The 25,369-nt window shown below is 63.4% G+C and carries 27 protein-coding genes; 22 read left to right on the forward strand and 5 right to left on the reverse strand.

Annotation, left to right across the window (positions count from 1 at the left end; all coding sequences use genetic code 11):
- Positions 1–51: 51 nt before the first annotated feature.
- Genes L867_RS0112625 through L867_RS0112645 form a run of 5 tightly spaced genes read left to right on the forward strand, consistent with a single transcriptional unit; the run spans position 52 to position 4,483 of the window.
- A complete protein-coding gene (locus tag L867_RS0112625) occupies positions 52–921 on the forward strand; it encodes a carbohydrate ABC transporter permease (RefSeq protein ID WP_028737233.1) in 870 nt (289 codons plus the stop codon).
- Positions 911–1,720, forward strand: coding sequence for a carbohydrate ABC transporter permease (locus L867_RS0112630; RefSeq protein ID WP_028737234.1), 810 nt, complete (start codon positions 911–913; stop codon positions 1,718–1,720). The genes L867_RS0112625 and L867_RS0112630 overlap by 11 nt, the downstream gene beginning before the upstream one ends.
- Positions 1,721–1,738: 18 nt before the next feature.
- Complete coding sequence (locus L867_RS0112635; protein WP_037173275.1) at positions 1,739–2,485, forward strand: glycerophosphodiester phosphodiesterase family protein; 747 nt, start codon at positions 1,739–1,741, stop codon at positions 2,483–2,485.
- A complete protein-coding gene (locus L867_RS0112640; protein WP_028737236.1) occupies positions 2,485–3,552 on the forward strand; it encodes an ABC transporter ATP-binding protein in 1,068 nt (355 codons plus the stop codon). Before L867_RS0112635 ends, L867_RS0112640 begins: the two co-directional genes overlap by 1 nt.
- A 25-nt stretch (positions 3,553–3,577) precedes the next feature.
- Complete coding sequence (locus L867_RS0112645; protein WP_332308397.1) at positions 3,578–4,483, forward strand: MurR/RpiR family transcriptional regulator; 906 nt, start codon at positions 3,578–3,580, stop codon at positions 4,481–4,483.
- Positions 4,484–4,759: 276 nt separating this feature from the next.
- On the opposite strand, the gene katE is transcribed toward L867_RS0112645, so the two are convergent.
- Both katE and L867_RS25150 read right to left on the reverse strand, forming a co-directional pair.
- Positions 4,760–6,901 carry a catalase gene (gene katE, locus L867_RS0112650; protein WP_028737238.1) on the reverse strand — a complete coding sequence of 714 codons (2,142 nt, stop codon included), beginning with the start codon at positions 6,899–6,901 and terminating at the stop codon, positions 4,760–4,762.
- Between the two features lie 79 nt (positions 6,902–6,980).
- Entirely contained in the window at positions 6,981–8,786 is a 1,806-nt protein-coding gene (locus tag L867_RS25150) for a cation:proton antiporter domain-containing protein (protein ID WP_051438954.1), read from the reverse strand.
- Between the two features lie 29 nt (positions 8,787–8,815).
- Here L867_RS25150 and L867_RS0112660 point away from each other — a divergent pair, with 29 nt between their 5' ends.
- Positions 8,816–9,112: a helix-turn-helix transcriptional regulator gene (locus L867_RS0112660; RefSeq protein WP_028737239.1), complete on the forward strand. Its 297-nt coding sequence runs from the start codon at positions 8,816–8,818 to the stop codon at positions 9,110–9,112.
- A 35-nt stretch (positions 9,113–9,147) separates the two neighbouring features.
- Here L867_RS0112660 and L867_RS0112665 read toward each other — a convergent pair whose 3' ends face one another.
- Positions 9,148–10,395 carry a M24 family metallopeptidase gene (locus L867_RS0112665; protein WP_028737240.1) on the reverse strand — a complete coding sequence of 416 codons (1,248 nt, stop codon included), beginning with the start codon at positions 10,393–10,395 and terminating at the stop codon, positions 9,148–9,150.
- Between the two features lie 262 nt (positions 10,396–10,657).
- Between L867_RS0112665 and L867_RS0112670 the strand changes: the two genes are divergently transcribed.
- The 4 genes from L867_RS0112670 to L867_RS0112685 all read left to right on the forward strand — a co-directional run bounded on the left by L867_RS0112670 (position 10,658) and on the right by L867_RS0112685 (position 12,759).
- Complete coding sequence (locus L867_RS0112670; RefSeq protein WP_028737241.1) at positions 10,658–11,410, forward strand: YoaK family protein; 753 nt, start codon at positions 10,658–10,660, stop codon at positions 11,408–11,410.
- Positions 11,411–11,674: 264 nt separating this feature from the next.
- On the forward strand, positions 11,675–11,899 hold the full coding sequence (locus L867_RS0112675; protein ID WP_084638542.1) for a cold-shock protein: 225 nt from the start codon (positions 11,675–11,677) through the stop codon (positions 11,897–11,899).
- 139 nt (positions 11,900–12,038) lie between these two features.
- Positions 12,039–12,257, forward strand: coding sequence for a hypothetical protein (locus tag L867_RS0112680; RefSeq protein ID WP_028737243.1), 219 nt, complete (start codon positions 12,039–12,041; stop codon positions 12,255–12,257).
- Positions 12,258–12,378: 121 nt separating this feature from the next.
- Complete coding sequence (locus L867_RS0112685; RefSeq protein ID WP_028737244.1) at positions 12,379–12,759, forward strand: DUF6481 family protein; 381 nt, start codon at positions 12,379–12,381, stop codon at positions 12,757–12,759.
- Between the two features lie 136 nt (positions 12,760–12,895).
- Here L867_RS0112685 and L867_RS0112690 read toward each other — a convergent pair whose 3' ends face one another.
- Positions 12,896–13,204 carry a hypothetical protein gene (locus tag L867_RS0112690; protein WP_028737245.1) on the reverse strand — a complete coding sequence of 103 codons (309 nt, stop codon included), beginning with the start codon at positions 13,202–13,204 and terminating at the stop codon, positions 12,896–12,898.
- 187 nt (positions 13,205–13,391) lie between these two features.
- Between L867_RS0112690 and L867_RS0112695 the strand changes: the two genes are divergently transcribed.
- Together L867_RS0112695 and L867_RS25155 are read left to right on the forward strand one after the other, a co-directional pair.
- Positions 13,392–13,577, forward strand: coding sequence for a hypothetical protein (locus L867_RS0112695; RefSeq protein WP_028737246.1), 186 nt, complete (start codon positions 13,392–13,394; stop codon positions 13,575–13,577).
- A 424-nt stretch (positions 13,578–14,001) separates the two neighbouring features.
- Positions 14,002–14,373: a hypothetical protein gene (locus L867_RS25155; protein ID WP_037173280.1), complete on the forward strand. Its 372-nt coding sequence runs from the start codon at positions 14,002–14,004 to the stop codon at positions 14,371–14,373.
- Between the two features lie 332 nt (positions 14,374–14,705).
- Here the strand turns inward: L867_RS25155 and L867_RS0112705 are convergent, their stop codons facing one another.
- Positions 14,706–14,885 carry a hypothetical protein gene (locus L867_RS0112705; RefSeq protein WP_028737247.1) on the reverse strand — a complete coding sequence of 60 codons (180 nt, stop codon included), beginning with the start codon at positions 14,883–14,885 and terminating at the stop codon, positions 14,706–14,708.
- A 219-nt stretch (positions 14,886–15,104) separates the two neighbouring features.
- Between L867_RS0112705 and L867_RS28205 the strand changes: the two genes are divergently transcribed.
- The 10 genes from L867_RS28205 to L867_RS0112755 all read left to right on the forward strand — a co-directional run bounded on the left by L867_RS28205 (position 15,105) and on the right by L867_RS0112755 (position 25,368).
- Complete coding sequence (locus L867_RS28205) at positions 15,105–15,668, forward strand: RrF2 family transcriptional regulator (protein WP_210163637.1); 564 nt, start codon at positions 15,105–15,107, stop codon at positions 15,666–15,668.
- A 29-nt stretch (positions 15,669–15,697) separates the two neighbouring features.
- On the forward strand, positions 15,698–17,098 hold the full coding sequence (hglS, locus tag L867_RS0112715) for a 2-oxoadipate dioxygenase/decarboxylase HglS (protein WP_028737249.1): 1,401 nt from the start codon (positions 15,698–15,700) through the stop codon (positions 17,096–17,098).
- Between the two features lie 9 nt (positions 17,099–17,107).
- The gene (locus tag L867_RS0112720; protein WP_028737250.1) at positions 17,108–18,529 is read left to right on the forward strand and encodes an FAD-binding oxidoreductase; all 1,422 of its coding nucleotides are present in this window, start codon (positions 17,108–17,110) and stop codon (positions 18,527–18,529) included.
- Positions 18,530–18,592: 63 nt separating this feature from the next.
- Entirely contained in the window at positions 18,593–19,825 is a 1,233-nt protein-coding gene (locus tag L867_RS0112725; RefSeq protein ID WP_028737251.1) for a pyridoxal phosphate-dependent aminotransferase, read from the forward strand.
- Positions 19,826–20,336: 511 nt separating this feature from the next.
- Positions 20,337–20,570, forward strand: coding sequence for an acylphosphatase (locus L867_RS0112730; protein ID WP_408605977.1), 234 nt, complete (start codon positions 20,337–20,339; stop codon positions 20,568–20,570).
- A 153-nt stretch (positions 20,571–20,723) separates the two neighbouring features.
- Positions 20,724–21,365 (forward strand): Rieske (2Fe-2S) protein, encoded by a 642-nt coding sequence (locus L867_RS0112735; protein ID WP_028737253.1) that lies wholly within the window; start codon positions 20,724–20,726, stop codon positions 21,363–21,365.
- Entirely contained in the window at positions 21,362–22,207 is an 846-nt protein-coding gene (locus L867_RS0112740; RefSeq protein ID WP_028737254.1) for an aromatic ring-hydroxylating oxygenase subunit alpha, read from the forward strand. Before L867_RS0112735 ends, L867_RS0112740 begins: the two co-directional genes overlap by 4 nt.
- Entirely contained in the window at positions 22,204–22,863 is a 660-nt protein-coding gene (locus L867_RS0112745) for a glutathione S-transferase family protein (RefSeq protein WP_028737255.1), read from the forward strand. Before L867_RS0112740 ends, L867_RS0112745 begins: the two co-directional genes overlap by 4 nt.
- 1 nt (position 22,864) lies before the next feature.
- Entirely contained in the window at positions 22,865–24,244 is a 1,380-nt protein-coding gene (locus L867_RS0112750) for an amidohydrolase (RefSeq protein WP_028737256.1), read from the forward strand.
- 26 nt (positions 24,245–24,270) lie between these two features.
- Entirely contained in the window at positions 24,271–25,368 is a 1,098-nt protein-coding gene (locus L867_RS0112755) for a BMP family ABC transporter substrate-binding protein (protein WP_028737257.1), read from the forward strand.
- The last annotated feature ends 1 nt before the right edge of the window (position 25,369 follow it).

The raw sequence follows: 25,369 nt of genomic DNA on the forward strand, positions 1-25,369 counted from the left end.
CCAACAGGGACCGGTGGGTTTTCGTCGAAACCCGCCGGTCCGGTCATCGCCATGCTCCGCAAGCTCACACCCTATCTGTTCGTCGCGCCGCTGATGATCTTCATCGCGGTGTTCACCTATATTCCGATCGCCACCAGCCTCAATCTCAGCGTCCGGGAATGGAATTTCCTGTCGCCGGACATGCCGTTCGTCGGCTTCGAGAACTATCAGCAGCTTCTCGCGTCGCGCGATTTCTGGAATTCGCTGTGGGTCACCACGGTGTTTGCAGTCCTGTCGGTCCCGCTTCGGCTTGCCCTGGCGCTGGCGATTGCCAGCTATGTCGCCAGCGAGGCTCTTCCGTCCCGCCTGTTGCGCGGCGCGCTATTCCTGCCCTCCGTCACCTCGGCCGTGTCGATCGCGGTCGTCTTCTCTTGGGTGTTCTCCACCGACTACGGCATGATGAACGCGCTATTGGCAAAATTCGGCGTCGGTCGGGTGCCCTGGCTGCAGGACCCGCAACTGGCGCTCGGCGTGCTGATTTTCGTCAATACCTGGAAGCAGCTCGGCTATGACGTCGTCATCTACATCGCCGGCCTGCAGGCCGTGCCTCAGGAACTCTACGACGCGGCAGCCGTCGATGGCGGGCGGCGCTTCCATGTGTTTCGCCGGGTGACGCTGCCGCTCGTCATGCCGACCACCTATTTCCTGCTCGTGATCTCGGTGATCGAGGCCTTCCAGGTGTTCACCATCGTCAGCGTCATGACGCATGGCGGGCCGGCCGGGGCGACCGATCTTCTGGTTCACATGCTCTACCGCATCGGCTTTTCGCTGTTCGATATCGGCCGGGGTTCGGCGCTGGCCGTCCTGCTGTTCGTCTTCCTGATCGTCCTGTCACTGGTCAAGGCCCGCGTGATCGGCCGGAGAGTACACTATGAAGCCTGATAATCCCTTCCTCATCGGACTTGCCCTTCTTGCCGGCCTGGCCTTCCTCTCACCGGTCCTCTACTCCATCTGGATGTCGTTCCAGACGGCCGACGCCTACTATGCCGGCACGATGCAGTTCACGCTCGACAACTATGTCCGCGCTGTCGGGCAGTATAATTTCGCCCGCTATCTGTTCAACAGCATTCTCGTCTCGGGCGTGGTGACGATCCTCAGCATGACGTTCGCGACCATGGCCGCCTTCGCCTTCGCCAGATACACCTTTCGTGGCGGCGACCTCTTGTTCGGGGCCACGGTTGCGACGCTGATGATCCCGAGCCATATCAGCCTGATCCCGAACTATCTGACGCTGGCCAAGGCCGGTCTGCTCGATACCTATGCCGGTCTCATCCTGCCGGCCATTTCCAACGGCTTCGCCGCCTTCTTCCTGCGCCAGTATATCCGCGGCATTCCAAAGGCACTGGACGAGGCGGCCTATATGGACGGGGCGACGCCGCTGCAGGTTCTCTGGCGTATCATCGTGCCGATCTCCCGCCCGGCCATCCTCTCGATGGGGCTCTATGTCTTCATCACCGAATGGAACAACTACATCTGGCCGCTGGTCGCGATCGGCAAGGAAGACCTCTACACGCTGCAGGTCGGTCTGGCTCGGCTCTACCGTGTCAATCCCGGCGAGGGCCTGATCGACTGGCCGCTCGTCATGGCGGCCTCGACGATCACCATCCTGCCGGTGCTCCTCGGCTTCCTGCTGGTCGAGCGACATCTCGTGCGCGGCATTACCATGGGCGCCGTCAAGTAATTCAAAATGGAAAAGCACATGACTCGTATCGCATCGCATCGCGGTGGAACACTTGAATTCGGTGACAGCACCCCGCAGGGCTTCATCGCCACCGCCCGGATGGCGCTGGAGGAAGTCGAGTTCGACGTCCACCCCACAGTCGACAGGGCCATCATCGTCCACCACGATCCCACCCTCGACGCCACCACCGACCGTAGCGGCGCCATTGCCGGCCTCACCGAGTTTGAGGTGAAGGGCGCGACCATCAATTACGGTGCGGGCGGGCACCCGCTGACCCTGCAGGAACTCTGCAGCATCTTTTCGCGCAGCTCCGTCGATTTCCGATGCGAGATCAAGCCCGGCGCCGATGGCCGGCCTTACCCGAATTTCGTGCCGGATGTGGTCGAAACCCTCGATCGGCACGGGATGCTGGGCCGTACGACCTTCTCCTCTTTCCTGGTGGAGGTGCTCGACCTGCTCGACGCCGAGACAGACCGCCCGAAGCTCTGGCTCGTCAGCCAGCCGGTCTTGCACCAGCTCGGCGCCGCCGCGGTGATCGAGACCGCCATTGCCCACCGCATTCCCGAAATCGGCGTCCATGTGGACATGGCGGACGCGCAGCTGAAGACAGCGGTTCAGGCCGCCGGCCTCGACTTCGGTTGTTGGGCAGCCCACAGCGCCCAGCAGATCGAGAAGGCGCTGGCTTTGGGCGTCAAGGTCTTCACGACCGACCGCCCGAGCCTGGCAGTCGCCATCCGTGCGCAAAAGAGCAAGGAGCAAGATTGATGAGTGGCATTTCCCTGCGCGGTATCCGCAAGGCCTACGCCCGCGGGCCGGAGATCCTGCATGGCGTCTCCATGACCATCCAGCCAGGCGAGTTCGTGGTCATCGTCGGCCCGTCGGGGTGCGGAAAATCTACGCTTCTCCGGTTGATCGCCGGCCTGGAGCAGGTCGATGCCGGCGAAATCGAGATCGGCGGCAAGCGGGCGAACGAGCTCGCCCCGCAGGATCGTGACATCGCCATGATCTTCCAGAACTATGCGCTCTACCCGCATATGACCGTGCTTCAGAACATTGCCTTCGGGCTTGAACTGCGCGGCGTTCCCAAGGCTGAGCGCAACGCCCGCGCCGAAAGCGTGGCCCGCACGCTCCAGCTCGAACCCTATCTCGACCGCAAGCCCGGCGCGCTTTCCGGCGGGCAGCGGCAACGTGTGGCGATGGGCCGTGCCATGGCCCGCAACACCTCGACCTTTCTCATGGACGAGCCGTTGTCCAACCTCGACAATGCCCTGCGGGTGGCCATGCGCACGGAAATCAAGGAACTGCACCGCGCCCTTGGCGCCACCATCGTATACGTCACCCATGACCAGACCGAAGCGCTTTCGCTCGCCGATCGCATTGCGGTGATGAAAGATGGAGACCTTCTGCAATTCGACACGCCGGAGGCGATCTACGACCGGCCGGCCGACCGGTTTGTTGCATCCTTCGTCGGCGCTCCGGCGATGAATTTCCTGACCGCCGATCAGGTGCCGAACTGGCAGGGCCGGCGGGACATCACCATCGGCTTGCGCCCCGAACATATTGCGATTCGGGCAGAAGAAGCCGGCCCTTCGGCGTTGCCGGTTCGCCTTCTGCTCTCCGAAATGACCGGCTCGGAAGTCATCCTGCATTGCGACAGCCCGGCCGGCCGGCTGACGCTGACATGCCCGCGAGAACAAATGCCTCGCACATCGCAGAGTCTCTGGGCGATCTGTGATCTCGACCGGGCTCTGTTCTTCGACGATGCCGATGGCCGCCGGATAGAGCTTGCGCCGCGCGTGGGACCTGCGCATGGTGCAAGGGTTGAGGCTTGAAGCATGAAGCGGGGGCGGGTGCTCCTTGAAGATACTGGACACGATGGACGAGCATAACGAGATTCCGCAGGCGCTCGGCGACCTCATCAGCCGAAACGCAACCCGATTGACGGATGCCGATGCACGCCTTCTGGGCGTCCTGATGGAGGACCCCGTCCGCGCGGCGATGGAGAACGGCAAGGTGGTTTCCTCAAGGGCCGGGGTGCATCCGGCCTCCGCCGTGCGGCTTGCCCGCCGTCTCGGCTTCAAGGGCTATCCCGAGTTTCGTTCCTTTCTCCAGGCCAATCTCATCGAGGGGGAAGGTGATTTCGAAAGCCCGGCTGCGCGGATCGCCGCGCGGCTTGTCCGCGCCGAGGAAGGGGGCCTTCTCGCTTCCGTTCTGGACAGCGAGATTGCCGCGCTGGAACAGGTGCGGACCAGCGTCTCCGATGCGGATATTCGCGCCTTTTCCCAAAGCCTGCGCGCAAGCCGGCGGGTTTTCGTGCTCGGCCGCGGCCATTCCTCGACACTCTCCAGCCTGATCGCGATCAGGCTCAAGCGATCGGGCTACGATGCGGTTGACCTCTCGGGACAGTTGAACCAGCTTGCCGAAACCGTGGCGACCCTTGGGCCGGGCGACGTCGTCTGGCTGCTGGCCTTTCGCAAAATCACGCCGATCATTCGCGAGGTGAGAAGCATAGCCCGAACCCTCGGCGCCAAAGCGCTCTTCCTGACTGACATCTTGAACGCCCGCATCGATCCGGCACCGGACCACCAGATCCTGGTTTCACGCGGCCATGCGGGGGAGTCCCAGTCGCTGGTCGTTCCCATGACCGTTGCGAATGCCGTGATCCTCGACCTCGCCGCCATTGACGATGGTCGATCGCTGCAGGCGCTGGCTGCTTTCAAGGCTTTCCGCGCGGATGGCGGCCTGTCGCCGGCACTTCTCTAGGAACTGGAAACTCGACGTGGAGGGCTACTGTTCCCGGAACGGCACACTGCGACTGCCGTCTCTGTCGAGATCCGTCTCTCCGAGACCCCACTAGATCCCCGTTTCAGGGCTGTGTGATATTTCATCGAAGCCGTCGTTGCGCCGAGGAAGGCCGGCGAGGCGGAGTTCTGATTGTGCGGTCGAGGCCCAAGCGGCCAAGGGCGGGGAGACAATTCTCGCGCCAGGCGCAAGTCCGCCTCCCCGCCCCCTCCCCGCCGTACCCGTTCGGCGGCTCGATCACTTGACCGGGATCGAGGCCTTACCGTGCTTCACGTTCGGTTCACGCGACCAGAGGCGCAGCTTGCCGAGTTCCTTGACGAAGCCGGCGACATCCTTTGCCGTAGCCAGCGCGATCACCCCTTCATCGAGACTGTCGGTAATGCCGGCCTTCTTGAGCAGCGGCATCGCTGCCTCGGCATGGCCGATGAGCTTGCAATGCTGGAAGGCGTCGGCGACGAAGTCGCGGGCCGTCGCCTCCGTTGCCAGTTCGTCCACAGCCTCCGGCGAGGGCAGGATCGCGACAGCGTCGTAGAGCACCGACGGACCGCCGTCGATCATCTGATGCGCCACGACCCAGCTGCCGTCGGAGGCCGTCACGCCGCCGACCTTCGGGGCAATGATCTCCACCGTCGCCTTTTCCTTGGTCACGGCCGCGATCAGCGCGTTGAGCAGCGCGGCGTCCACCCCGTCCGTCACCAGAATGCCGAGCTTGCGTCCTTCGAACCGCTTCGGGCCGTTCAGCAAGATGCTGAGCGCCGGCGACGGCCCGAGATCCTGGCGCGTTTCTACCGCCGCATCGGCGGGCTTCGGCATGGTCTTCAGACCGAGTTTGGCCGCAACGGTGCTGGCAAGCGTTTCGTCGATGTTCATCAGGTGCGAGACAACGCGCTCGCGAATGACCGGCGTCTCCACCTTGCTGAGTTCGAAGGTCAGTGCATTGGCGATATGGCGCTGCTCGGGCGGGGTCTGGCTGATGTAGAACTGCCGCGCCTGGCTGTAGTGGTCGGCAAAGCTTTCGGGCCTCAGCCGCATCTTCTGGCCCTGTTCCTCGGACGGGAAATGCCGGAACCCCTTGACCGGCGATTCGCGCGGCCCCTCGCCCCAGGAGTTCGGCTGGTAGTTGACCCGGCCGACCGGATTGCGCATCGCCATGTGCCCGTCCTGCTGGAAATGGGCAAACGGACATTTCGGCGCATTGATCGGGAGATGGGTGAAGTTCGGTCCGCCAAGACGCTTCAGCTGGGTATCGAGATAGGAGAAGTTGCGGCCCTGCAGCAGCGGATCGTTGGAGAAGTCGATGCCCGGCGGCACGTTCTGCGTCATGAACGCCACCTGCTCGGTCTCGGCGAAGAAATTGTCCGGCATGCGGTCGAGCACCAGGCGGCCGACAGGCTGGGGCGGCAGGATTTCCTCGGGAATGATCTTGGTCGGGTCGAGCACGTCGAAATCGAAGCTGTCGGCGAAGGCCTGGTCGAACAGCTGCACCTGCAGTTCCCATTCCGGGAAATTGCCGGACTGGATCGCCTGCCACAGATCGCGGCGATGGAAGTCGGGATCGGCGCCATTGATCTTCACCGCCTCGTTCCAGGCGACCGACTGCAGGCCGAGCTTCGGCTTCCAGTGGAACTTGACGAAGGTCGATTCGTCCTTGGCGTTGACCAGGCGGAAGGTGTGGACGCCGAAACCTTCCATGAAGCGGAAGGACCGCGGAATGGCGCGATCCGACATGGCCCACATGATCATATGCATGCTTTCGGGCGTCAGCGAGATGAAGTCCCAGAAATTGTCGTGCGCCGTCTGCGCCTGGGGAAAGTCGCGATCCGGCTCCTGCTTGGCCGCATGGATCAGGTCGGGAAACTTGATCGCATCCTGGATGAAGAACACCGGCATGTTGTTGCCGACCAGGTCCCAATTTCCTTCCCTGGTATAGATCTTGACCGCGAAGCCGCGCACGTCGCGGGCAAGGTCAGCAGACCCCTTGTTGCCGGCAACGGTGGAGAAGCGCACGAAAGCCGGCGTCTTTTCGCCCTTGCGCTGGAAGAGATCGGCCTTGGTATAGGCGGCCAGCGAATCATAGGTCTCGAAATAGCCGTGCGCGCCATAGCCGCGGGCATGCACGACCCGCTCCGGAATACGCTCGTGGTCGAAATGGAAGATCTTCTCGCGGAAATGGAAATCGTCCATGGCGAGCGGCCCGCGGGCACCGATCCGCAGCGAATTCTGGTCGTCGGCGACCGGGCCGCCTTGCGCGGTGGTCATCACCGGCGCGTCATGGGTCTCCGCCGTCTGGTGCAGTTCGCCGCCGGCGCCCCGAACGAGTGACTGATCGTGGATGCTCGCCGCGTCTGAGGGGGCTGCCTTGGTGGTCTTCTTGGCCATTGCGATTCTCCGGGAAAGAGGGACGGATGCAGGGGGGCAAACCCGGCAGCACGTCCTTTGGTTCCCCGAAATGTCCGCGTCAGGCCTCGTCCTCGTCCTTGGCAACAGCCGGCCAGTGCACCTGGTCGAGGCTCGCCAGCATGCCGTTGGCGATTTCGCGTTCGCCCATGATGACGCGGTCGGCACCCAGTTTCAGCAGATGTTCGACCTCGGCATCGGTATGGGCGCGAGCCAGGATCAGAATCGCCGGGTTGATCGCGCGCGCCTGCTGGATCACGTTGCCGGCCTCGAAGGCGTTCGGAATAGCCACGACGATGCTTTTGGCGGCGGCGATGTTGGCAAGCTCCAGCACTCGCTGCGAGGTGGCATTGCCCATGATGACCTCGGTCTTCTGACGCAGCAGGTCTTCCACCGGCCGGTCGGAATCCTCGACCACCAGGAACGCGACGCCATTGGCCCGCAGATTGTCTGAGACGATCTTTCCGACCCGGCCGCAGCCGACCACGATCGCATGGCCTGTGAGCGTGCTCGCCGTGGCAAGCCGCGGTTCTTCCTCGACCCCGGCCGTGTCCTCACCCGCCCCCAGGACACCATCCGCTCCCGCGGATTCGCCCGTAGCCAAACCCGCACCCGGCTTTTCTGCGCGCTGCGGCACCAGACGCGCCTCGATGCGAGGGATGATCCGTTCGGCGAAATAGAACATCAGCGGGTTGAGGATGATCGAAATGATCGCGCCGGCGAGAATCAGGTCGCGTCCCTCCTCGGGCAGCAGATTAAGCCCGACGCCGAGCTCGGCGAGGATGAAGGAGAATTCGCCGATCTGCGCCAGGCTGGCCGAAATTGTCAGCGCAGTGCCGGTCGGCATGCCGAAGGCGCGCACGATGACGAAGGCGGCGAGCGACTTGCCGATCAGGATGATGAAGACGACGGCAAGAACCTTGAGCGGGCTGTCGATCAGGATGTTGGGATCAAACAGCATGCCGACCGAGACGAAGAACAGCACCGCGAAGGCATCGCGCAGCGGCAGGCTCTCTTGCGCGGCCCTGTGCGACAGCTCGCTTTCCGCCAGCACCATACCGGCGAAGAACGCGCCGAGCGCCAGCGATACGCCGAACAACTGGGCCGAACCGAAGGCGACACCGAGCGCCACCGCCAGCACCCCGAGACGGAAGAGTTCGCGCGAGCCGCTATGGGCGATTGCGTGCAGCATCCACGGGATAACGCGCCGCCCGACCACCAGCATCAGGCCCAGAAAGGCGCCGACCTTGAGAAGGGTGAGCGCCAGCACCCAGCCGAGATTGAGTTCGATGCCGAGCAGACCGGCGACTGCGGTCGCGAGGGGGTCGGCATGGCTCCCACCGCCGTTATTGGCAAAGGCCGGGATCAGCACCAGCGCCAGCACCATGGCCAGGTCCTCGACGATCAGCCAGCCCACGGCGATCTTGCCGCGCTCTGTCTCGACCAGCCGCCGCTCCTGCAGGGCCTTCAGCAAAACGACGGTCGAGGCGACCGAGAGTGCAAGGCCAAAGACCAGGCCGCCGCCCATCGGCCACCCCATCAGCCAACCCATGGCCCAGCCGAGCACAGTAGCAAAACCGATCTGCACGATCGCGCCGGGCACGGCGACACCGCGCACCGACAGCAGGTCTTTCAGCGAGAAATGCAGGCCGACCCCGAACATCAGCAGGATGACGCCGATTTCCGCCAGTTCCGGCGCCAGGTGCTGGTCGGCGACGAAGCCCGGCGTGTGCGGACCGACGAGAATGCCGGCGAACAGATAACCGACGAGCGGCGGCAGTTTCAGCCGGTGGGCGACATAGCCGAAGGCGAAGGCCAGCACGAGACCGCCGACGATGGTGGAGATCAGGGGTGTTTCGTGGAGCATCAAACCTCGCTGGAAATATCACATGGAAAATGCCATATATTGTTTATATCAACCAATATGGGCAGCATGGAACCATGGGTCAAGGCACGCCGTCTCCGATTCTCACGCCTGCGCTCTGTCGCGCGGCGCGCGGCATGCTCGACTGGACGCAATCGGACCTTGCCGAGCATTCGCAAGTGTCGCGCAGCACGATCCGCGACTATGAAGGCGCCCGGCACGAACTGCATCGCCCCACCGCAGCACAGCTGCTGCACGCGCTGGAAGAGGGCGGCGTCATCTTCATCGAAGTCGAGGGCGTCGGCATTGCACTTGCCGAACGGCGCTGAGCGGCAAGCCATGCCCGCATGGTCCGGCTGTCAGCCTATTGCGCGGACAAATCCCGAAGACCGCGCGACAGGCGGTTCATCGGCTCCACCCCGTCTTGCGTGACAAGGAACTGGTCCTCGATCATCAGCGCGCCAAGGCCCTGCGCATAGAAGGGCGCCTCGAGCGCCACGACCATGCCCGGCAGGATGAGCTCCGGACTGTTGGCGGAAAAGAACGGCCATTCCTCGATGCCGACGCTGCCGCCGACCGAATGGCCGAAATGGCCGCGGAAATATTCGGTGAAGCCGTCCCTGCGCATCGAGGCCAACATCGCCGCATGCACCGCACCGAATCGGTTGCCCGGTTTGAGCACGTCGAGGCCGGCGGCGAAGGCGTTTTCCAGCGCAGCGAAGATGCGTTGCGCAAGCGGTGCCGGCGGTCCGAAGCAGAAGGTCCGCGCCCCGTCGGAGGAATAGCCGTCGACCAGCGTGCCGACATCGGCCTTGATCAACGCGCCCGGCTTCACCACCGCGTTCATGTCAGAAAGATCAGGGCCGACGGAGATGAAATCCCAATGTCCGCTGAGAGAAAAGCCGCCAGCCGCGGCCGTCGCCTGGGCGCCGTCCTTCCAGGCCGCGGACAGATCGCCAAGCGAGACGCCGGGCGCGACAATCGCGGCCATCTGCGAAAGCCCGCCCTCCGCAGCCATCGCCGCACGTCGCAGGCATTCGATCTCGCGCGGCGACTTGACGGCGCGCAGCCGCCTGAGGACTTCCGAGCCGTCGGTGAACCGCACCTCAGGCAAAGCGCGCTTCAGCTGGTCGAAATCGGCGGCGGGCATGAATTCGAGATCGACGCCGATCCTTCCATGCGCCAGGCCACGTGCATCCAGAATGTCGCCGAGCAGCGAAAAGCAGGCGGAACGGTCGAAGGTTTCCGGCCGCGAGCCGCTGCGACCCTGGTCGCGATAGGCGCCATCCACAGCCGCTGGATCGACATCGGCTCGACCGGCAAGGGCGGACAGATCAACCATGTCGATCCAGATACGGTGCGTCGCCAGATCCACATCCGGCGCCGCCTTGCGGATCTGGCCCGCCGCGTGGTCGCTGGCAACGGCCGCGATCCGGCTGCCGTGATCCGCCGGCACCAGGGCGATCGCCGGTCCGGCCCGACCCCACATCATGGCGACGCCGGCCGGAGCACCGACGGCATAGCGGAACGCTTCCGGCTGGAACAGCGCGAGCGCGTCGATCCCCGCCTCCTGCATCAGGCGCTCTGCATGGTGGCGGTCGATGTCGGTCACGGGCGTCGTCTCCTTGCGCGGCGGCTGCCCGACGGCACCGCTTCATCCGGCAAGGGATTTAGCCGCGATCCCGCGGCATGGAAAGATCGAGCCTGCAATCTGGGCGGCGCGGTCGGCCATGCCAGGCATTCTCTTCCCGTCGGCACTCGAAATCTTGGCCCGCGCATACTATCTCTGGCAAATCTTCCGAAGCTGTTTACGATTCGGCACGAGGATGGCTTTTTTGTCTCCGGTCAGCCGCCGGCAGCCTGCGGAACAGAGCATGAGATACTACTTGGGAGGGCTTGCCGCCCGCCAGCGCAACGAGGACAGCGACCGCCACCTCGCCCTATACCTGACCTTCGTGGCCGGTGCGGTGAACGCCGGCGGCTTCATGGCCGTGCAGCAGTACACTTCGCATATGTCGGGCATCGTATCGGCCATCGCCGACAACATGGTGCTCGGCAATCGGTTCCTGGTCGTCATCGGCGCATCCTCGCTCGCCGCCTTCATTGCCGGTGCCGCCACCTCGGCAATCCTGATCAATTGGGCCCGCCGGCGCGCACTCGAATCCGAATATGCCCTGCCGCTCGCCGTGGAGGCGCTGCTCCTGCTGATATTCGGCCTGTCCGGTCTGTTCCTGGCGCCGGGCTCTTCCTCCACCATCCTCCTGACCATCAGCCTGCTGTGCTTCATCATGGGCCTGCAGAATGCCATCATCACCAAGCTGTCCGGCGCGCGCATCCGCACCACGCATGTCACCGGCCTGGTGACCGATGCCGGCATCGAGATCGGCAAGCTCCTCTATCGCAACGACCCCGCCCGGACGGATCTGGCGCCCGTCGTTGCCGACGGCGCCAAGCTCGCCCTGCTTCTGTCGCTGATCGGCCTGTTCTTCTCCGGAGGCATTGCCGGCGCCCTGCTGTTCAGCCATTTCGGCCTGCCGGTCGCAGCCCTTTTCGCCCTGCCGCTTGGTCTCTTCGCGTCTTTCCCGCTCGCCGCCGACATCAAGCAGCACTCCGCCCGGAACGGTTGAGAACAGCGCGCTGTGCCGCCGATGGAACAGGGGCAGGCGCAAGCCGATATGGCTTCCGGGATTCAACCGAAAATGAGCAATTCGACGAAATTCGAAACTAAAAGTTGACATCGAAGGTGCAATCGCCTATTTACAGCTTGTCGATATTTGCTTGTTTGACTTTTGTTTTAGCACCCTGACGCCGTGCCCCGACGAACTTCCCTTCAGAAAAGATCGAGCTACCCAGCCGACCGCGCAACCGCGCGGCGGGATCAAAGTATTGCTATGAAAGGGTTCGCTATGACCACTGGCACAGTTAAATGGTTCAATTCCACCAAGGGCTTCGGCTTCATTCAGCCTGACAACGGCGGCCCGGACGTTTTCGTCCACATCTCCGCTGTCGAGCGGGCCGGTATGCGCGAAATCGTCGAAGGCCAGAAGATCGGCTACGAGATGGAACGCGACAACAAGTCGGGCAAGATGTCCGCCGGCCAGCTGCAGGCCGCCTGATCGATCTTTGTGCTCTCGGGTGACCACGGATGTACTGGCACCAAAGAGGGCGCGGGAACAATGAAAGGTCAGGCATTTTGCCTGGCTTTTTTTTGGCCGAAAGACCGGCACCGCCATCAAACCATCGAGGATCAAAGCCATGACAGAGACCCAGAGCAAGGCTCGCATTCAGGCCGAAGCGGCCTTTGGCAAGACACAGTCGCAGTTTCTGGCAAGAAGCCGGATCATCTCCGAGAACGACGCTGTCGTTCAGGAACGCGATGAAAAGACGATGCGCCTCCGCGCTTTGCGGATGGCCAAGGAAGCCGGCGCGACCACCACGCCGTCCTCGACTTCGGCCTATCCGGCCAAGGACTGACTGACGGAGCGAAAGCCGCTCCGCCCTTTGAGACCCGCGCGCGAACAACGCATGGCGCCGCAAGGTGCCCGCCGAGCACGCGACTGACAAAACCCGAACGATCCAATCCGAAAGCGGAACTTTGAAGAACACGAGAGACAACGGCCTGTCCGACCGCCGCAAGGCAACAGCCGACGCGAAGAAAATCCTTCTCGACAACTATCGCGCAGCGAAAAAAGCAGCCGAGCCGCATATCGAGGCCAAGCAGGCGGAACGCCTGGCAGTGGCAACCGCTCGCGAGGAACGCCGTGCCGAGCGGGAGCGCGCCAAGGCCGAAGAGCGCGACCGATCGCTTGCCGCAGCCAAGGCGGAAGCCGAAGCCGCCGAAGCCGCCGATCGCGCCGATGCCGAGGCACGCCTGGAAGCGGAAACCTCCCGCATCAGCCGCGTCATCGAGGACGAAGCGGCCCGCAAGGCCAAGCGCGATCAGCGCTATGCCAGCAGAAAAGCGCGTCAGAGCTGATAGGCTTCGGCGGTCCTTTGCGACGGCGGGAACTCAGCCGCACACGTTGCGATGCCTGGGGCAGGGACGCATCCCCCTGCCCTTCTGACGTATCAGCCTTTGTTCCTGCATCGCTTATCGTGACGGCGGCCTGAGCTTACTTGGCCATCGCTTTCATCACGGCGCCGACGAGACCGGTGAGCACGGCACCACCGGCCGCGCCGCCGATGGCATCGCCGAGCAGTCCGCCGAGCATGCCGCCGGCAGCCCCACCGGCCGCCGGATCGGTTCCCGTGGCGCCGCCCAGCAGGCTGCCGAGCAGCGTGCCGCCCGCGACACCGCCGAGCGCACCGCTGATGATCTTCGGCAGTTGGGTCATCGCCGCCTGCTTGAAGGCCGCGCCAACGGCCTGGCCACCGATGATACCCGCTATGATTTGAGTGATGATGGGCAGGATCGCTTCCATGTCGAAATCCCCCGAAAAGCCGAAGGCGTCATGTCTTCGGACATCTCATTGAGCCACAGATCGGCAGAAAGACAAGCGTTTGTTCCCACCGTCCGGCGATCCGCCTGAAGGCTGGCGCAGTGCGGCCGACAGGTCCATACTGATCTCGCAAAACACATGGCGTCCACGCACGCGGAGGTTCGTGAACATGTCTGAACCATCGAAAGAACCGGGACTTCTCAGCCGCGTACTGGCCGTCCTCAGGAAGCTCGGCATCGTCAAGATCGGCGGCAAGGCGGCCGTGTACAAGTCGGCGAGCGACCGGCCGGCGGAATTCCTGCCATCGGACGAACTGGACATCGACACCCCCTCATCGAAGACCGACGCCCCCTGAAGGCGGTCAAAGGTCCTACACCATCTGACTGCAGGGCGACATCATCGACAGGGTGTGCCCTCGCAGGGCATTCCCTGGCTGGCACCGGCCAATTTCTTGCCTGCGCGTCCATCACGGCTGTTTCAATTTTCCCCGATCTCTGTCACAAGCCGCGTCGGAGCGCGGCTGCTGTCATCTATAGGACAGGGCCGGGCAGGCTGATTGACGTCTCACCCGCTGCCACGAAACAACGTGACCGTTCCACTTCCATCGCCATCGCATGTCCTTCCAGCCACACCGGCCCGACCGGAAAGGCAAGACCGTGCCTGCCGTAAAGGTCCGCCCCGCTGTCGTCCGTGTCAGTGCCCTGGTACCGACCAGTAGCGATGGCGCCGTCTGCGATGATACGATAGACGAGGCCGAACACGCAGAGCCGGAATCCGACATGCCCAGCAAGCAGAAGCGTACGCGCCTTGAGAAACTTCAGAACTCGTGGACGAAGGCGACGGCCGAGGAACGCTTCCAGTTCCTCGCCTGGCTGCGTCAGGCGAATATATCCGGCGACGCCTCTGATCCGTCGCTTTGCGCGCCGCCGATCGCCAGCGGGCGCTATCTTTTGCCGTCCGCCATCGCCCGCATCCAGGCCATCATGGCCGATCGCGGTGTTGGCCCTGCCGACGTGATGGTCGAAATCGGCTTCGAGATGGACGACCCGTCGCTGGCCCGCGCGCTCGATGGAAATGCCAGCCTGCGCCTCGCGGTCGTCGCCGCCCTGGAGATCTGGCTGGTCGCCAATTCCTCTGCCGCCGCTTCCTGAAAGACCGCACCCGACGCCCGCAAGCCCACGGCAGCGGCTGCAAGGGTAAGGGCGGACGGGGAGATGGAAAACGGGGCGACGCCTCGCGCCGCCCCGGAGATTGTGAGACCCTGGAATTGTCGGGATCGGTTGCTGTCGTGTTCCGCCCGAGCTTCCGTCGATCAACGCCTCGCCGTCTTACTTGTGACCATCCGGCGGGTTCATGATCGTGCGATCGGCCTGCATCTCAAGCCACATGGCGTTGACGACGGCAAGGATCGCGGCGAGCGCGCCACATTGCGATCAATAAGATGTATTGAAGATGCGCCTTTGCGCCAATCGGTCGCGGGTGTTCAGCCGAGCGCGACGATGCGGCCGGCCCAATCGCGTTCGATCGGGCGGTGCGAGGCCATCAGGATCGCGGCCTTCGGCAGCAGATCGCGGATGCCGGAAAGAACCTGGAGTGCGGTCTTCTCGATCGCCCACAGTCTAGAGGCGCCGGGATCTGCGGTTTTCGTTTCGGGATCGGTCACGTCCAGCCTTGGCAATTCATGCATTCAGCATGGGTATTTACCCGAAAACGGCGCACCAGAGATGATTTGGATCAAGTTCTTGCGCCTCGATCACGCTCGCGGGACATAGATCAGGCGAAAACCACAAATGCCATATATTCAAAATGCTTGTTTGCGGACACCCTTGGGGATTATTCGATGCGCATCGGCATGCGGACCAATCTCGCCCCCTGAACGCTGATGTACTGCGCGGTCAATCCACATGTCACCGTTCGCAAGAGCGACATCGCAGCCGCCTGCAACGCATCGAAAAACCATCTCGCTCAGGTGATCCGCACGCTCGGCCAGTACGGCTTTGTCGACGCGACCCGGGGCCGCAACGGTGGGTTGCAGCTGATGCGCCCGCCGGCCGCGATCAACATCGGTTCCGTCTTCCGCATCTTCGAGTCCGACCTGCCGTTTGCCGAGTGCTTCAGCGCCTCCAATACCTGCCCCTCGTCGAAGCCTGCTGGCTGCGCAATGCCATCCGCGACGCGGTCGACGCGTTCTATCGTTCGCCGGACAAGGTCCTGCTGTCCGACCTCGTCGATAGCAACGACCGGCTGGCGGAACTGCTTCATTTCGAGGTGCAGAGCGGTTGCAGCCGCACCGCGGCGCAACGGCCGAAGGCGGCGAAAAGCGAAGGACCGAAGGTGCTGGACAACGCGTCAGTCTCCTGAGGTCATTCGCCCGCCGCATGAACTCATTGACAAACGTCAGCATCCTTCGGCGCTGCAGCATATTATAAGCTGCCTCCCAGAATGATCCTCCTGCAGTTTTCTGGGATGCCTCCGATGACCAAGACCAGTTTTGTCCCGAGCGACGACATTCGCTCGATGTTTTCCGCCGCCATGTCCGCCATGTATCGCACCGAGGTCCCGGCCTATGGCACGCTGATGGATCTGGTGGCGAAGGTGAATGCAGAAACGCTGAGCGCCGACCCCAAGCTGCGCGAGCGCCTGGAAGACACCGACTCCCTCGACCGCATCACGGAAGAGCGTCATGGCGCGATCCGTCTCGGCACGCCCGCCGAGCTTGCCATGATGCGCCGCCTGTTTGCCGTCATGGGCATGTATCCGGTCGGCTACTATGACCTGTCGACCGCCGGCGTGCCGGTTCATTCGACCGCCTTCCGCCCGGTCGGCGATGCCAGCCTGAAGAAGAACCCGTTCCGCATCTTCACCTCGTTGCTGCGCCTTGACCTGATCGCCGACGAGGCCCTGCGCGCCGAAGCCGAAGCAACGCTTGAAAAGCGCCAGATCTTCACCCCCGGCGCAATCGCGCTGACCGAGAAGGCCGAGCAGCAGGGCGGCCTCGACCGTGCCGACGCCTCGCGCTTCGTCACCGAAGCGCTCGAAACCTTCCGCTGGCACGACAAGGCGCTGGTCAGCCCCGACATGTATGCACGCCTGCATGCGGCCCACCGCCTGATCGCCGACGTGGTCTCCTTCAAGGGCCCGCACATCAACCACCTGACGCCGCGCACGCTCGACATCGATCTCGTCCAGGCCCGCATGCCCGACTACGGCATTGCGCCAAAGGCCGTCGTCGAAGGCCCGCCGACCCGCAAATGCCCGATCCTGCTGCGCCAGACCTCGTTCAAGGCGCTCAACGAGCCCGTCCTGTTCGAGGACAAGGACGGCAGCTGGAAGGAAGGCTCGCACACCGCCCGCTTCGGCGAAATCGAACAGCGCGGCATCGCCCTCACCCCCAAGGGTCGGGCGCTTTACGACGAACTGCTCACCGCCTCGCGCCAGGTCGTGCGCCCGGCCGCTGATGGCTCGAATGCCGCCGAATACGACAAGGCGCTGGCAGACGCCTTCGCCCCCTTCCCCGACAGCTGGGAAGCGATCCGCGCCGAGGGCCTCGGCTATTTCGCCTATTCGCTGACGGAAAAGGGTCGCAAGGCGAAGGCCGAGCCGGAGACCAGCCTCGACGCCCTGATCGCCGATGGCCTCGTCCAGTTCGACCCGATCGTCTACGAAGACTTCCTGCCGGTCAGCGCCGCCGGCATCTTCCAGTCCAACCTCGGCGACGACGCGACCCAGGATTTCGTCGCAAGCCCGAACCAGCAGCGTTTCGAACTTGACCTCGGCGCCAAGGTGCTGAACGAATTCGATCACTATGCCGGCATCGAGCAGGCATCGATCGCCGATTGCCGTCAGATGCTGACGGCCGTTCAGGCAGCAGAGTAAGAAACGACGATGATCGACCAGGCGCATATTCGGGCACTGACGGATATCCTCGGCGACAAGGGCATCGTGCAGGAGCCCGGCGCCATGGTCGCCTATCAGACGGGCGCCCGCTATGACGAAGGTCTGGCGGGTCTCGTACTGCGGCCGGCGACAACCGAAGAAGTCTCGGCCGCCGTCGCCTATTGCGTGCGGCACGGCCTGTCGCTCGTCCCGCAATCGGGCAATACCGGCCTGGTCTCCGGCTCGACGCCGGATGCCTCGGGCGCTCAGCTCGTGCTCAGCCTCGACCGCATGACGCGCCGCTTCGACCTCGATCTCGACAACCGCTCGCTGCATGTCGATGCCGGGTTCCGGCTCTCCGAGGTGAACCAGCGGCTTGAAAGCCACGACCTTTTCTTCCCGATCGACCTTGGCGCCGACCCGCGCCTCGGCGGCATGCTGTCGACCAATACCGGCGGTTCGCGCTTTCTCAAATATGGCGATGTGCGTCGCAACACGCTCGGCATCAAGGTGGTGCTGGCCGACGAAGAGGGCACGATCCTCGACCTCGCCGCGGACCTGCGCAAGAACAATACCGGCGTCGACTGGAAACAGATCTTCATCGGCACTTCCGGCGCCTTCGGCATCATCACCGAATGCGTCCTGAACCTCGAGGCCCTGCCGAAGCAGGTGGCGACCGCCTATCTTGTGCCGGCCAGCGGCGCCCATGTCATGCCGCTGCTGCGCGCCATGGAGCAGAAGCTCGGCGCCTATCTTTCGGCCTTCGAGGGCATGTCGCGAAACGCGGTCGCCGCCGCCCTCGATCATGTACCGTCGCTGCGCAACCCGTTCCAGGGCGGCGTCATCCCCGACTACGTGATCCTCTGCGAAATCTCCCGCACCTGGGAGCCGCGCGAGGGCGAGCAGGGGCTCGACGCAGTGCTGGAAACCGTGCTTTCCGAGATCTGGGAGAGCGAGGATGCGCCGCTTGCCGACGCCTTCGTCGGCCCGGCCCACGAAATGTGGGCGCTGCGCCACGCACTCTCGGAAGGCGTCAAGCACGCCGGCAAGTTGATCGCCTTCGACCTGTCCTTCCGGCGCGGCGACATCATGGCCTTCTGCGACCGCATGAAGGCCGATATGCCGGCGGCCTTCCCCGAGGTGACGATCTGCGATTTCGGCCATATCGGCGACGGCGGCGTGCATTTCAATCTGGTGGTCCCGAAGGACAGTGCGGCGACCACCGACAAGGCCTTCGAACAGCGCCTGCGCGACTGGGTGTTCGACATCGCCGTGCGCGATTTTGATGGCAGCTTCAGCGCCGAACACGCAATCGGCCGCAAGAACCAAGCCTATTACGACCTCTATACGGATGAGAAGATCAAGGACATGGCGGCCGGCCTGAAGGCGATCACCTCGCCGGGGCCGCTCGGTACGGTCCGTTTCGGATAGCACAGACATACGACGAGCACCGCTCTCGCATCGGAGAGCGACGGGAAAACGAAGAGGATGGTCATGAACATCAACAACAAGCCCGAGGACGTGGTCTTCCAGCCGGCGACGCGCATCTCGTCGATCGGCGTCTCCGAAATCCTGAAGATCGGCGCCAAGGCACAAGCCCTGAAGCGCGAAGGCCGTCCGGTCATCATTCTGGGGGCGGGCGAACCGGACTTCGACACGCCCGATCACATCAAGGAAGCCGCCTGGAAGGCCATGCAGGCAGGCCAGACCAAATATACGGCGCTCGACGGCACGCCGGAACTGAAAGCCGCGATCCGCGACAAGTTCAGCCGCGAGAACGGCGTCGATTATGCGCTCGACGAGATCACGGTCGCAACCGGCGCCAAGCAGATCCTGTTCAACGCGATGATGGCGACGCTCGATCCGGGCGACGAAGTGATCATCCCGACGCCCTACTGGACCTCCTATTCCGACATCGTCCAGATCGCCGAGGCAAACCCGGTGCTGATCGCCTGCAATGCCGAGGCGGGCTTCCGCCTGCAGGCCGCGCAGCTCGAAGCTGCGATCACGCCGAAGACCCGCTGGGTCATCCTCAACTCGCCGTCCAACCCGTCGGGCGCCGGCTACCGCGCCGAGGACTATCGCCCGCTGCTCGACGTGCTCATGAAGCACCCGCAGGTCTGGCTGCTGGTCGACGACATGTACGAGCACATCGTCTATGACGGCTTCGAGTTCGTCACGCCGGCAGCCCTGGAACCGCGCCTGAAGAACCGCATCCTCACCGTCAACGGCGTCTCCAAGGCCTATGCCATGACCGGCTGGCGCATCGGCTATGCCGGCGGTCCGCGCGACCTGATCAAGGCCATGGCCGTGGTTCAGAGCCAGGCGACCTCCTGCCCCTCTTCGATCAGCCAGGCCGCTTCCGTTGCCGCACTCAACGGCCCGCAGGATTTCCTCGTCGAGCGCAAGGCGAGCTTCCAGCGCCGCCGCGATCTGGTGGTCGCCGGCCTCAATGCGATCGACGGCCTCGATTGCCGCGTGCCGGAAGGCGCCTTCTACACGTTTTCAGGCTGCGCCGGCGTGCTCGGCAAGACCACGCCGTCCGGCAAGCGCCTCGAAACCGATACGGACTTCTGCGCCTATCTGCTGGAAGACGCCAACGTCGCCGTCGTGCCGGGTTCGGCTTTCGGCCTTTCGCCTTTCTTCCGCATTTCCTATGCGAGCGCCGAATCCGAACTCCGGGAAGCGCTGACCCGCATCGCGGATGCCTGCGCCAGGCTAGCCTGATCTGCCGGGCGGCGGGCCTTGGCCCCTGCCGCCCAGCGAGATGCCCGCTGCGACGCTTCATTGGCGACCGCAATCACCTCCGGGGGGCGGCCTGCCGCCCCCAGTTCTTCCGGAGCGCGAGAAAAGAGACGCGGATCCGTTCCTGATCTTTCCTTCTGTGCCATAGCGGCGTCGCTGGCCTTCGCCAAAGGAGATACCGAAGCCTGCGCGTCGGTGAACCATGGACTCGGTCATAGGAGCGCGGAATCCTGAGCTTCGTTCAATGGATCGAGATTTTGGTCCGCAAAGACGTCCGCCGGGACCGGCGCATGCGCGAAGGCGGGAGACGTCGCGCAATACAACACCACGCCTCGCTGCCGCATGTCTGGACAAGATGCTGAAGGCCGGCCCTCAATGGTAGTTCCCCCCGGATCCTCTGCTTGCATTCCGCGTGATTTTCCTGTGACTTGCCCTTACCAGAAGGGACACAATACGAATGGCGAAACGAGAGAGTGAATTGCAGAGGCAGCGGATGATCATCCTCGGGAACCTTCTGCCGGACTCCTTTCTTCCCTGGATCGATCGTCACGCCTCCAAGCTGGGCATTTCCCCAATCATTGCGCACGCCTCGGCAGACAGGATCGAGATCGACCTCGCTGGCCCCGACGAGCTGATCGACATGATGGAAATCGGTTGCATCCTGGGCCCGATCGACGTCTGGGTAGAGAGTATCCAACGGCAAAAGCCGGACGACCATTCTCTCTGAATTCTCGTGCGTCTCGACATTGTGCGCTTTTTTTGATCACTCATTGCCAATGTCCAATAGTTATGCAAATTTGTCTTTCGCCGACCGGCCGAAGGCCGGATACGCACGCCTGAAACCGCCCCTATTTCTTTGATTGCTCTAGGAAAAAACACCATGCACTCCGACACGACGGGCCAATGGACGCCAGTCGCACTGTCTGCCGACCTTCCGGCAAAAACGGTAATGCCGGCCCGCATCGGGGCTGAAACCATTGCATTGTGGCGAAGCGCCTCCGGGGAAGCAGTCGCTTCCGCCGACCGTTGCCCTCATCGGGGCATGCGGCTGTCGCATGGGTTCGTCCGTGGCGAGGCCCTGTCCTGCATCTATCACGGCTGGCGCTACGCCCGATCCGGCAACTGTCTGCACATCCCTGCCCATCCGGGACTTGCCCCGCCGGAAACGATCCGTGTCGCGACTTATCCCGTTGCCGAGCAGAACGGCCTCGTCTGGGTCGCCAAGGGCGCGCCGGCAGGCCAACCGCCGCGCTTCGACAAGCTCTCACCCCTCCGTTCGGTCACGGTGATGGCCGGGATCGCCGCAATCGAGGCGGCAGCCGGTGCGAAGGCCAACGCCGACGGGGCTCTGACACCGGCCGTCGCTCCGCAGGGCCTCTGTCTCCTGCTGTCCGACCTGGGAGATGGCCAGACATGCGTTCACGGACTGATTGCGCGGGATGCGACGCCGCAGCAGCGCATCGCGGCATCGCGAGAAATCGAGACGCTGCGGCGGCTCGCTGAAGAAGGCGCGACCCTATGAGCAAGACAGCAATGCTGGACGAGTGGTATCCCGTCGCGCTCCTCAGCCAGTGCGCCAGGAAAGACTACGACACCGTTCTGATGGGGGAGCCCGTCAGGATTTCCCTCGACGCGGCCGGCAATGTGAAGGTCACCGACAGCAACGGCCGCGACCTGCCGCAGCGCGCACGATACGGCCATGTCTGGACATCGCTTGGAACACCGGCGCATGAACTCTTCGACATTCCCGAGGCCGAACAGCCCGGCCGCCGCCTCGTCGATGTCGGCGTGGTGCGCGTGCGCTGCTCGCCGCTCAGAGCCGTCGAGAACTTCCTCGACATCGCCCACTTCCCCTTCGTCCACACCGATATCCTCGGGTCCGAGCCGCATACGGAAGTCGAGAACTACAAGGTCGAGATCCGTGAGGCCGAAGACGAAGTCTGGGCGACACAGGTGAAGTTCTACCAGCCGCAGGCGGCAAAATCAGCGGCGGGCGGCATCACCACCGAATACATGTACCGCGTGCCGGCACCAACCTGCTCGGTTCTCTACAAGACCTGCCCGCCACGTCCTGGCGAGTGGGATGTCATCACACTCTTCGTGCAGCCTATCGCGGAAGATCTCTGCGATGTCTGGCCGTGGATGGCACTCTATGACGACGAGACATCGATGACGGACCTCATCCACTTTCAGCAGACCATCTTCCTTCAGGACCGCTCGATCCTCGAGAACCAGATCCCTGCCCTGCTCCCCCTCGATCCCGGCATGGAGATCCCGACGCGGGCGGATCTGACCTCGGTCGCATATCGCCGCTGGCTGAAACGCCACAACTATACCTATGGCGCGCAGTTGGTAGCCCAATGAAATTATACGACTACATCCTCTCACCCAGCTGTTACAAAGTGCGCCTGATGGCAGCGCTGGTCGGCGTGAAGCTCGAACTGCGCCCCGTGGACTTTCATCCCGGCGGCGAACATCGCAGCCCCGAAATGCTGGCGCTCAATCCGGCTGGCACCATCCCCATTCTGGAAGACGGCAATGTGCTGCTGACGGAATCCTCCGCCATGCTCGCCTATCTCGCATCAAAGGCGGCACCGGAATGGCTGGGCAATGGCACGCCGGAGGAAATTGCACGAATCCAGCAATGGCTGGCCTTTTCCGCACGCCTCACCTCATCGCTCGGAGGCGCACGTCTCCACCAGATGCTGCTTGTGCCGGGCGAAATCGCCAGCCTGCAGGCCAGGGGAATTGCCGCCTTGCGGGAACTGGAGGCCGGTCTCTTCGAACAGGCCGAGCGCGGACAGAAATTCCTGGCTTCCGACCGGCCGACGATCGCTGATATCGCCTGTTTTCCATACGTGGCGCTCGCGCCGGACGGCAATGTACTGCTGGATACCTACCCCGCAATCCGCCTCTGGTCTCGCGCCCTGCGCTCCCTTGACGGCTTCATCGAAATGCCCGGCATACACAGGCTTCACGACCTGAAGCCCGAACCGGACATTGAAGCGAAGGCGACCTGAAATGAGCGGCTACCTTCTGAAAAATTGCGCAGCCGTCATCGTCAACGATGGCACCGGCCCGGTGGTTCGCCGCGATGTCGATCTTCTGACCGAGGGACCTGCGATCAAGGCAATCGGCAAGGACCTCAGCACCCTGCCGCTTCCGGCCGATACGATCGTACAGGATGCCAGCGGCTGGTTCGTCTATCCCGGTCTCGTCAACACGCACCACCACTTCTTCCAGTGCTTCGTGCGAAATCACGCCGAACTCGACTGGACGGCGCTTTCGGTCATCGAATGGCTGGACCGGATCTACCCGATCTTTTCGCGGCTGAATGAGGATTGCTTCTATCATTCCTCGGTCACAGCCATGGCGGAACTCATCAAGCACGGCTGCACCACCGCCTTCGACCATCAGTATAATTTCCCGCGCCAGGCCGGCAAACGACTGGTCGACCGGCAGTTCGAGGCCGCCGAGCTGTTCGGCATGCGCTTCCACGCCGGCCGGGGAGGCAACACGCTGCCGAAATCCGAAGGGTCGACCATCCCCGACGAGATGCTCGAAACAACCGACGAATTCATCGACGACTGTGCCCGCCTGATCGACACCTATCACGATGCCGGCGCCTTCAGCATGCGCCAAGTGGTGGTTTCCCCTTGCCAGCCGGTCAATTCCTATCGCGAGACCTTCGTCGAATCCGTCAGGCTCGCGCGCGACAAGGGCGTCTTCCTGCACACCCATGTCGGCGAGGGCGAAAGCCCCGTGATGGAAGCCCGTCACGGGCTGCGCACCGTCGACTACCTCGAGGAAATGGGCTTTGCCGGTCCAGACACCTTCTATGCCCATTGCTGGGAACTGACCCACGACGAGCTCGGCCGGATGGCAGCAAGCGGCACCGGCGTCTCCCATTGCCCCGAACCGGTCTATCTGGTGGGTGCCGAAGTTACGGATCTCCCGGCAATGGCTGCTTTGGGCGTCAGGGTCGGACTGGGCTGCGACGGCGCCGCCTCCAACGACAATTCCAACCTCATGCACTGCCTCCATTCGGCCTACATGCTGCAATGCCTCGTCGCCTCGACACGCAAGCACCCGGTCCCTCCGCCCGTCGACTTCCTCGGCTATGGAACGACCGGTGGCGCGAGCTTGCTCGGACGCAAGGACATAGGGCGGCTGGCGCCGGGCATGGCGGCGGACCTGTTCGCCATCGATACCCGCCGCATGGATTATGTCGGCACACGGCACGATCCGTTGAGCCTGATCCCGCGCGTCGGCGTCGGCTCCGTCACCGACATGACCATGATCAATGGCCGCATCGTCTGGCAAAACGGCGAATTCGCAGGCCTCGACGAGGCAAAACTGTTCGCCGATGCCGAAGCGGCACTCGCCAGCGTAACGATCTAAAAAACCAGAAGAGGGAAACAGCAACCATGACCAACCTGACCCGCAGAACATTGATGCAGGCGGCCGCAGCGACCGGCCTCGCCGGCGTCTTCGCCAGCCGCTCCGCCTTCGCAGCCGACGAACCGCTCGGCATCGCGCTCGTCGTGCCCTCGCCCGTCGGCGACGTCGGCTGGGCCCACGCACTCGCCGCCGGGCTCGAACCGGTCAAGGCTGCTTACGGCGACAAGGTGAAGATCTCCGTCATCGAGAATGTCGCGGAAGGTCCGGATGCCGATCGCATCATGAACAAGGTGGTTGCAGACGGAAACAAGGTCCTGATCGCCGGCTCCTTCGGCTACCAGAACGGCGCCCTGCAGATCGCGCGCCGTGACCCTTCGGTCACCGTGCTGCATGCCTCGGGCTTCCAGGTCGCACCGAACTTTTCGCCCTTTGCCGCCAAGTATTTCCAGGGCACCTACCTGCTCGGCATGGCAGCCGCCGCGCTCTCCAAGACCGGCAAGCTCGGTTCCGTCTCGGCTTTCGCTATTCCCGAGCTGATCACCTCGATCAACGCCTTCACGCTTGGTGCGCAGACCGTCAATCCGAATATCGAAGTCTCCGTCGTCTGGGTCAACTCCTGGTTCGATCCGGCCAAGGAACAGGAAGCCGCCAAGGCACTGATCGCGCAGGATTGCGACGTGATCTTCTCCAACGCCCAGGACACGCCGTCGGTCATCTCGGCCTGTGAGGAGGCTGGCGTCTATGCTTTCAACCTCAACTCGTCGATGAAGAAATACGCCGAAAAGACCTATCTCGGCTGCGTCACCACCGACTGGTCGCCCTTCTTCAAGGCCTCCGTCGATGCCCATCTCGCCGGCAAGTTCGTCGGCGCCAATGCCTTCCTCGGCGTAGCGGAGGCGGTTGTCGAAGTGGTGGACTGGAACCCGAATATCCCTGCCGAAACAATGGCCAAGATCAAGGAACTCGAAGCCAAGATCGCAGACGGCAGCTTCTCGCCCTTCACCGGCCCAATCACCAAGGCCGATGGCAGCGAGGGCGTGGCCGCGGGCGCAACATTGCCGGACGGCGACATCGCCGCCATGAACTGGCACGTCAAGGGAGTTGCAACGCCGCTCCCGAAGTAAG

Source organism: Paenirhizobium selenitireducens ATCC BAA-1503, from assembly GCF_000518785.1.
Classification (GTDB): Bacteria; Pseudomonadota; Alphaproteobacteria; order Rhizobiales; family Rhizobiaceae; genus Allorhizobium; species Allorhizobium selenitireducens.

Coding starts and splice junctions, on each gene's coding strand:
- L867_RS0112625 (WP_028737233.1), top strand. CDS start 52: ATGCTCCGCAAGCTCACACCCTATCTGTTCGTCGCGCCGCTGATGATC.
- L867_RS0112630 (WP_028737234.1), top strand. CDS start 911: ATGAAGCCTGATAATCCCTTCCTCATCGGACTTGCCCTTCTTGCCGGC.
- L867_RS0112635 (WP_037173275.1), top strand. CDS start 1,739: ATGACTCGTATCGCATCGCATCGCGGTGGAACACTTGAATTCGGTGAC.
- L867_RS0112640 (WP_028737236.1), top strand. CDS start 2,485: ATGAGTGGCATTTCCCTGCGCGGTATCCGCAAGGCCTACGCCCGCGGG.
- katE (WP_028737238.1), bottom strand. CDS start 6,901: ATGGCCAAGAAGACCACCAAGGCAGCCCCCTCAGACGCGGCGAGCATC.
- L867_RS25150 (WP_051438954.1), bottom strand. CDS start 8,786: ATGCTCCACGAAACACCCCTGATCTCCACCATCGTCGGCGGTCTCGTG.
- L867_RS0112660 (WP_028737239.1), top strand. CDS start 8,816: ATGCCATATATTGTTTATATCAACCAATATGGGCAGCATGGAACCATG.
- L867_RS0112670 (WP_028737241.1), top strand. CDS start 10,658: ATGAGATACTACTTGGGAGGGCTTGCCGCCCGCCAGCGCAACGAGGAC.
- L867_RS0112675 (WP_084638542.1), top strand. CDS start 11,675: ATGAAAGGGTTCGCTATGACCACTGGCACAGTTAAATGGTTCAATTCC.
- L867_RS0112680 (WP_028737243.1), top strand. CDS start 12,039: ATGACAGAGACCCAGAGCAAGGCTCGCATTCAGGCCGAAGCGGCCTTT.
- L867_RS0112690 (WP_028737245.1), bottom strand. CDS start 13,204: ATGGAAGCGATCCTGCCCATCATCACTCAAATCATAGCGGGTATCATC.
- L867_RS0112695 (WP_028737246.1), top strand. CDS start 13,392: ATGTCTGAACCATCGAAAGAACCGGGACTTCTCAGCCGCGTACTGGCC.
- L867_RS25155 (WP_037173280.1), top strand. CDS start 14,002: ATGCCCAGCAAGCAGAAGCGTACGCGCCTTGAGAAACTTCAGAACTCG.
- L867_RS28205 (WP_210163637.1), top strand. CDS start 15,105: ATGTACTGCGCGGTCAATCCACATGTCACCGTTCGCAAGAGCGACATC.
- hglS (WP_028737249.1), top strand. CDS start 15,698: ATGACCAAGACCAGTTTTGTCCCGAGCGACGACATTCGCTCGATGTTT.
- L867_RS0112720 (WP_028737250.1), top strand. CDS start 17,108: ATGATCGACCAGGCGCATATTCGGGCACTGACGGATATCCTCGGCGAC.
- L867_RS0112725 (WP_028737251.1), top strand. CDS start 18,593: ATGAACATCAACAACAAGCCCGAGGACGTGGTCTTCCAGCCGGCGACG.
- L867_RS0112730 (WP_408605977.1), top strand. CDS start 20,337: ATGATCATCCTCGGGAACCTTCTGCCGGACTCCTTTCTTCCCTGGATC.
- L867_RS0112735 (WP_028737253.1), top strand. CDS start 20,724: ATGCACTCCGACACGACGGGCCAATGGACGCCAGTCGCACTGTCTGCC.
- L867_RS0112740 (WP_028737254.1), top strand. CDS start 21,362: ATGAGCAAGACAGCAATGCTGGACGAGTGGTATCCCGTCGCGCTCCTC.
- L867_RS0112745 (WP_028737255.1), top strand. CDS start 22,204: ATGAAATTATACGACTACATCCTCTCACCCAGCTGTTACAAAGTGCGC.
- L867_RS0112750 (WP_028737256.1), top strand. CDS start 22,865: ATGAGCGGCTACCTTCTGAAAAATTGCGCAGCCGTCATCGTCAACGAT.
- L867_RS0112755 (WP_028737257.1), top strand. CDS start 24,271: ATGACCAACCTGACCCGCAGAACATTGATGCAGGCGGCCGCAGCGACC.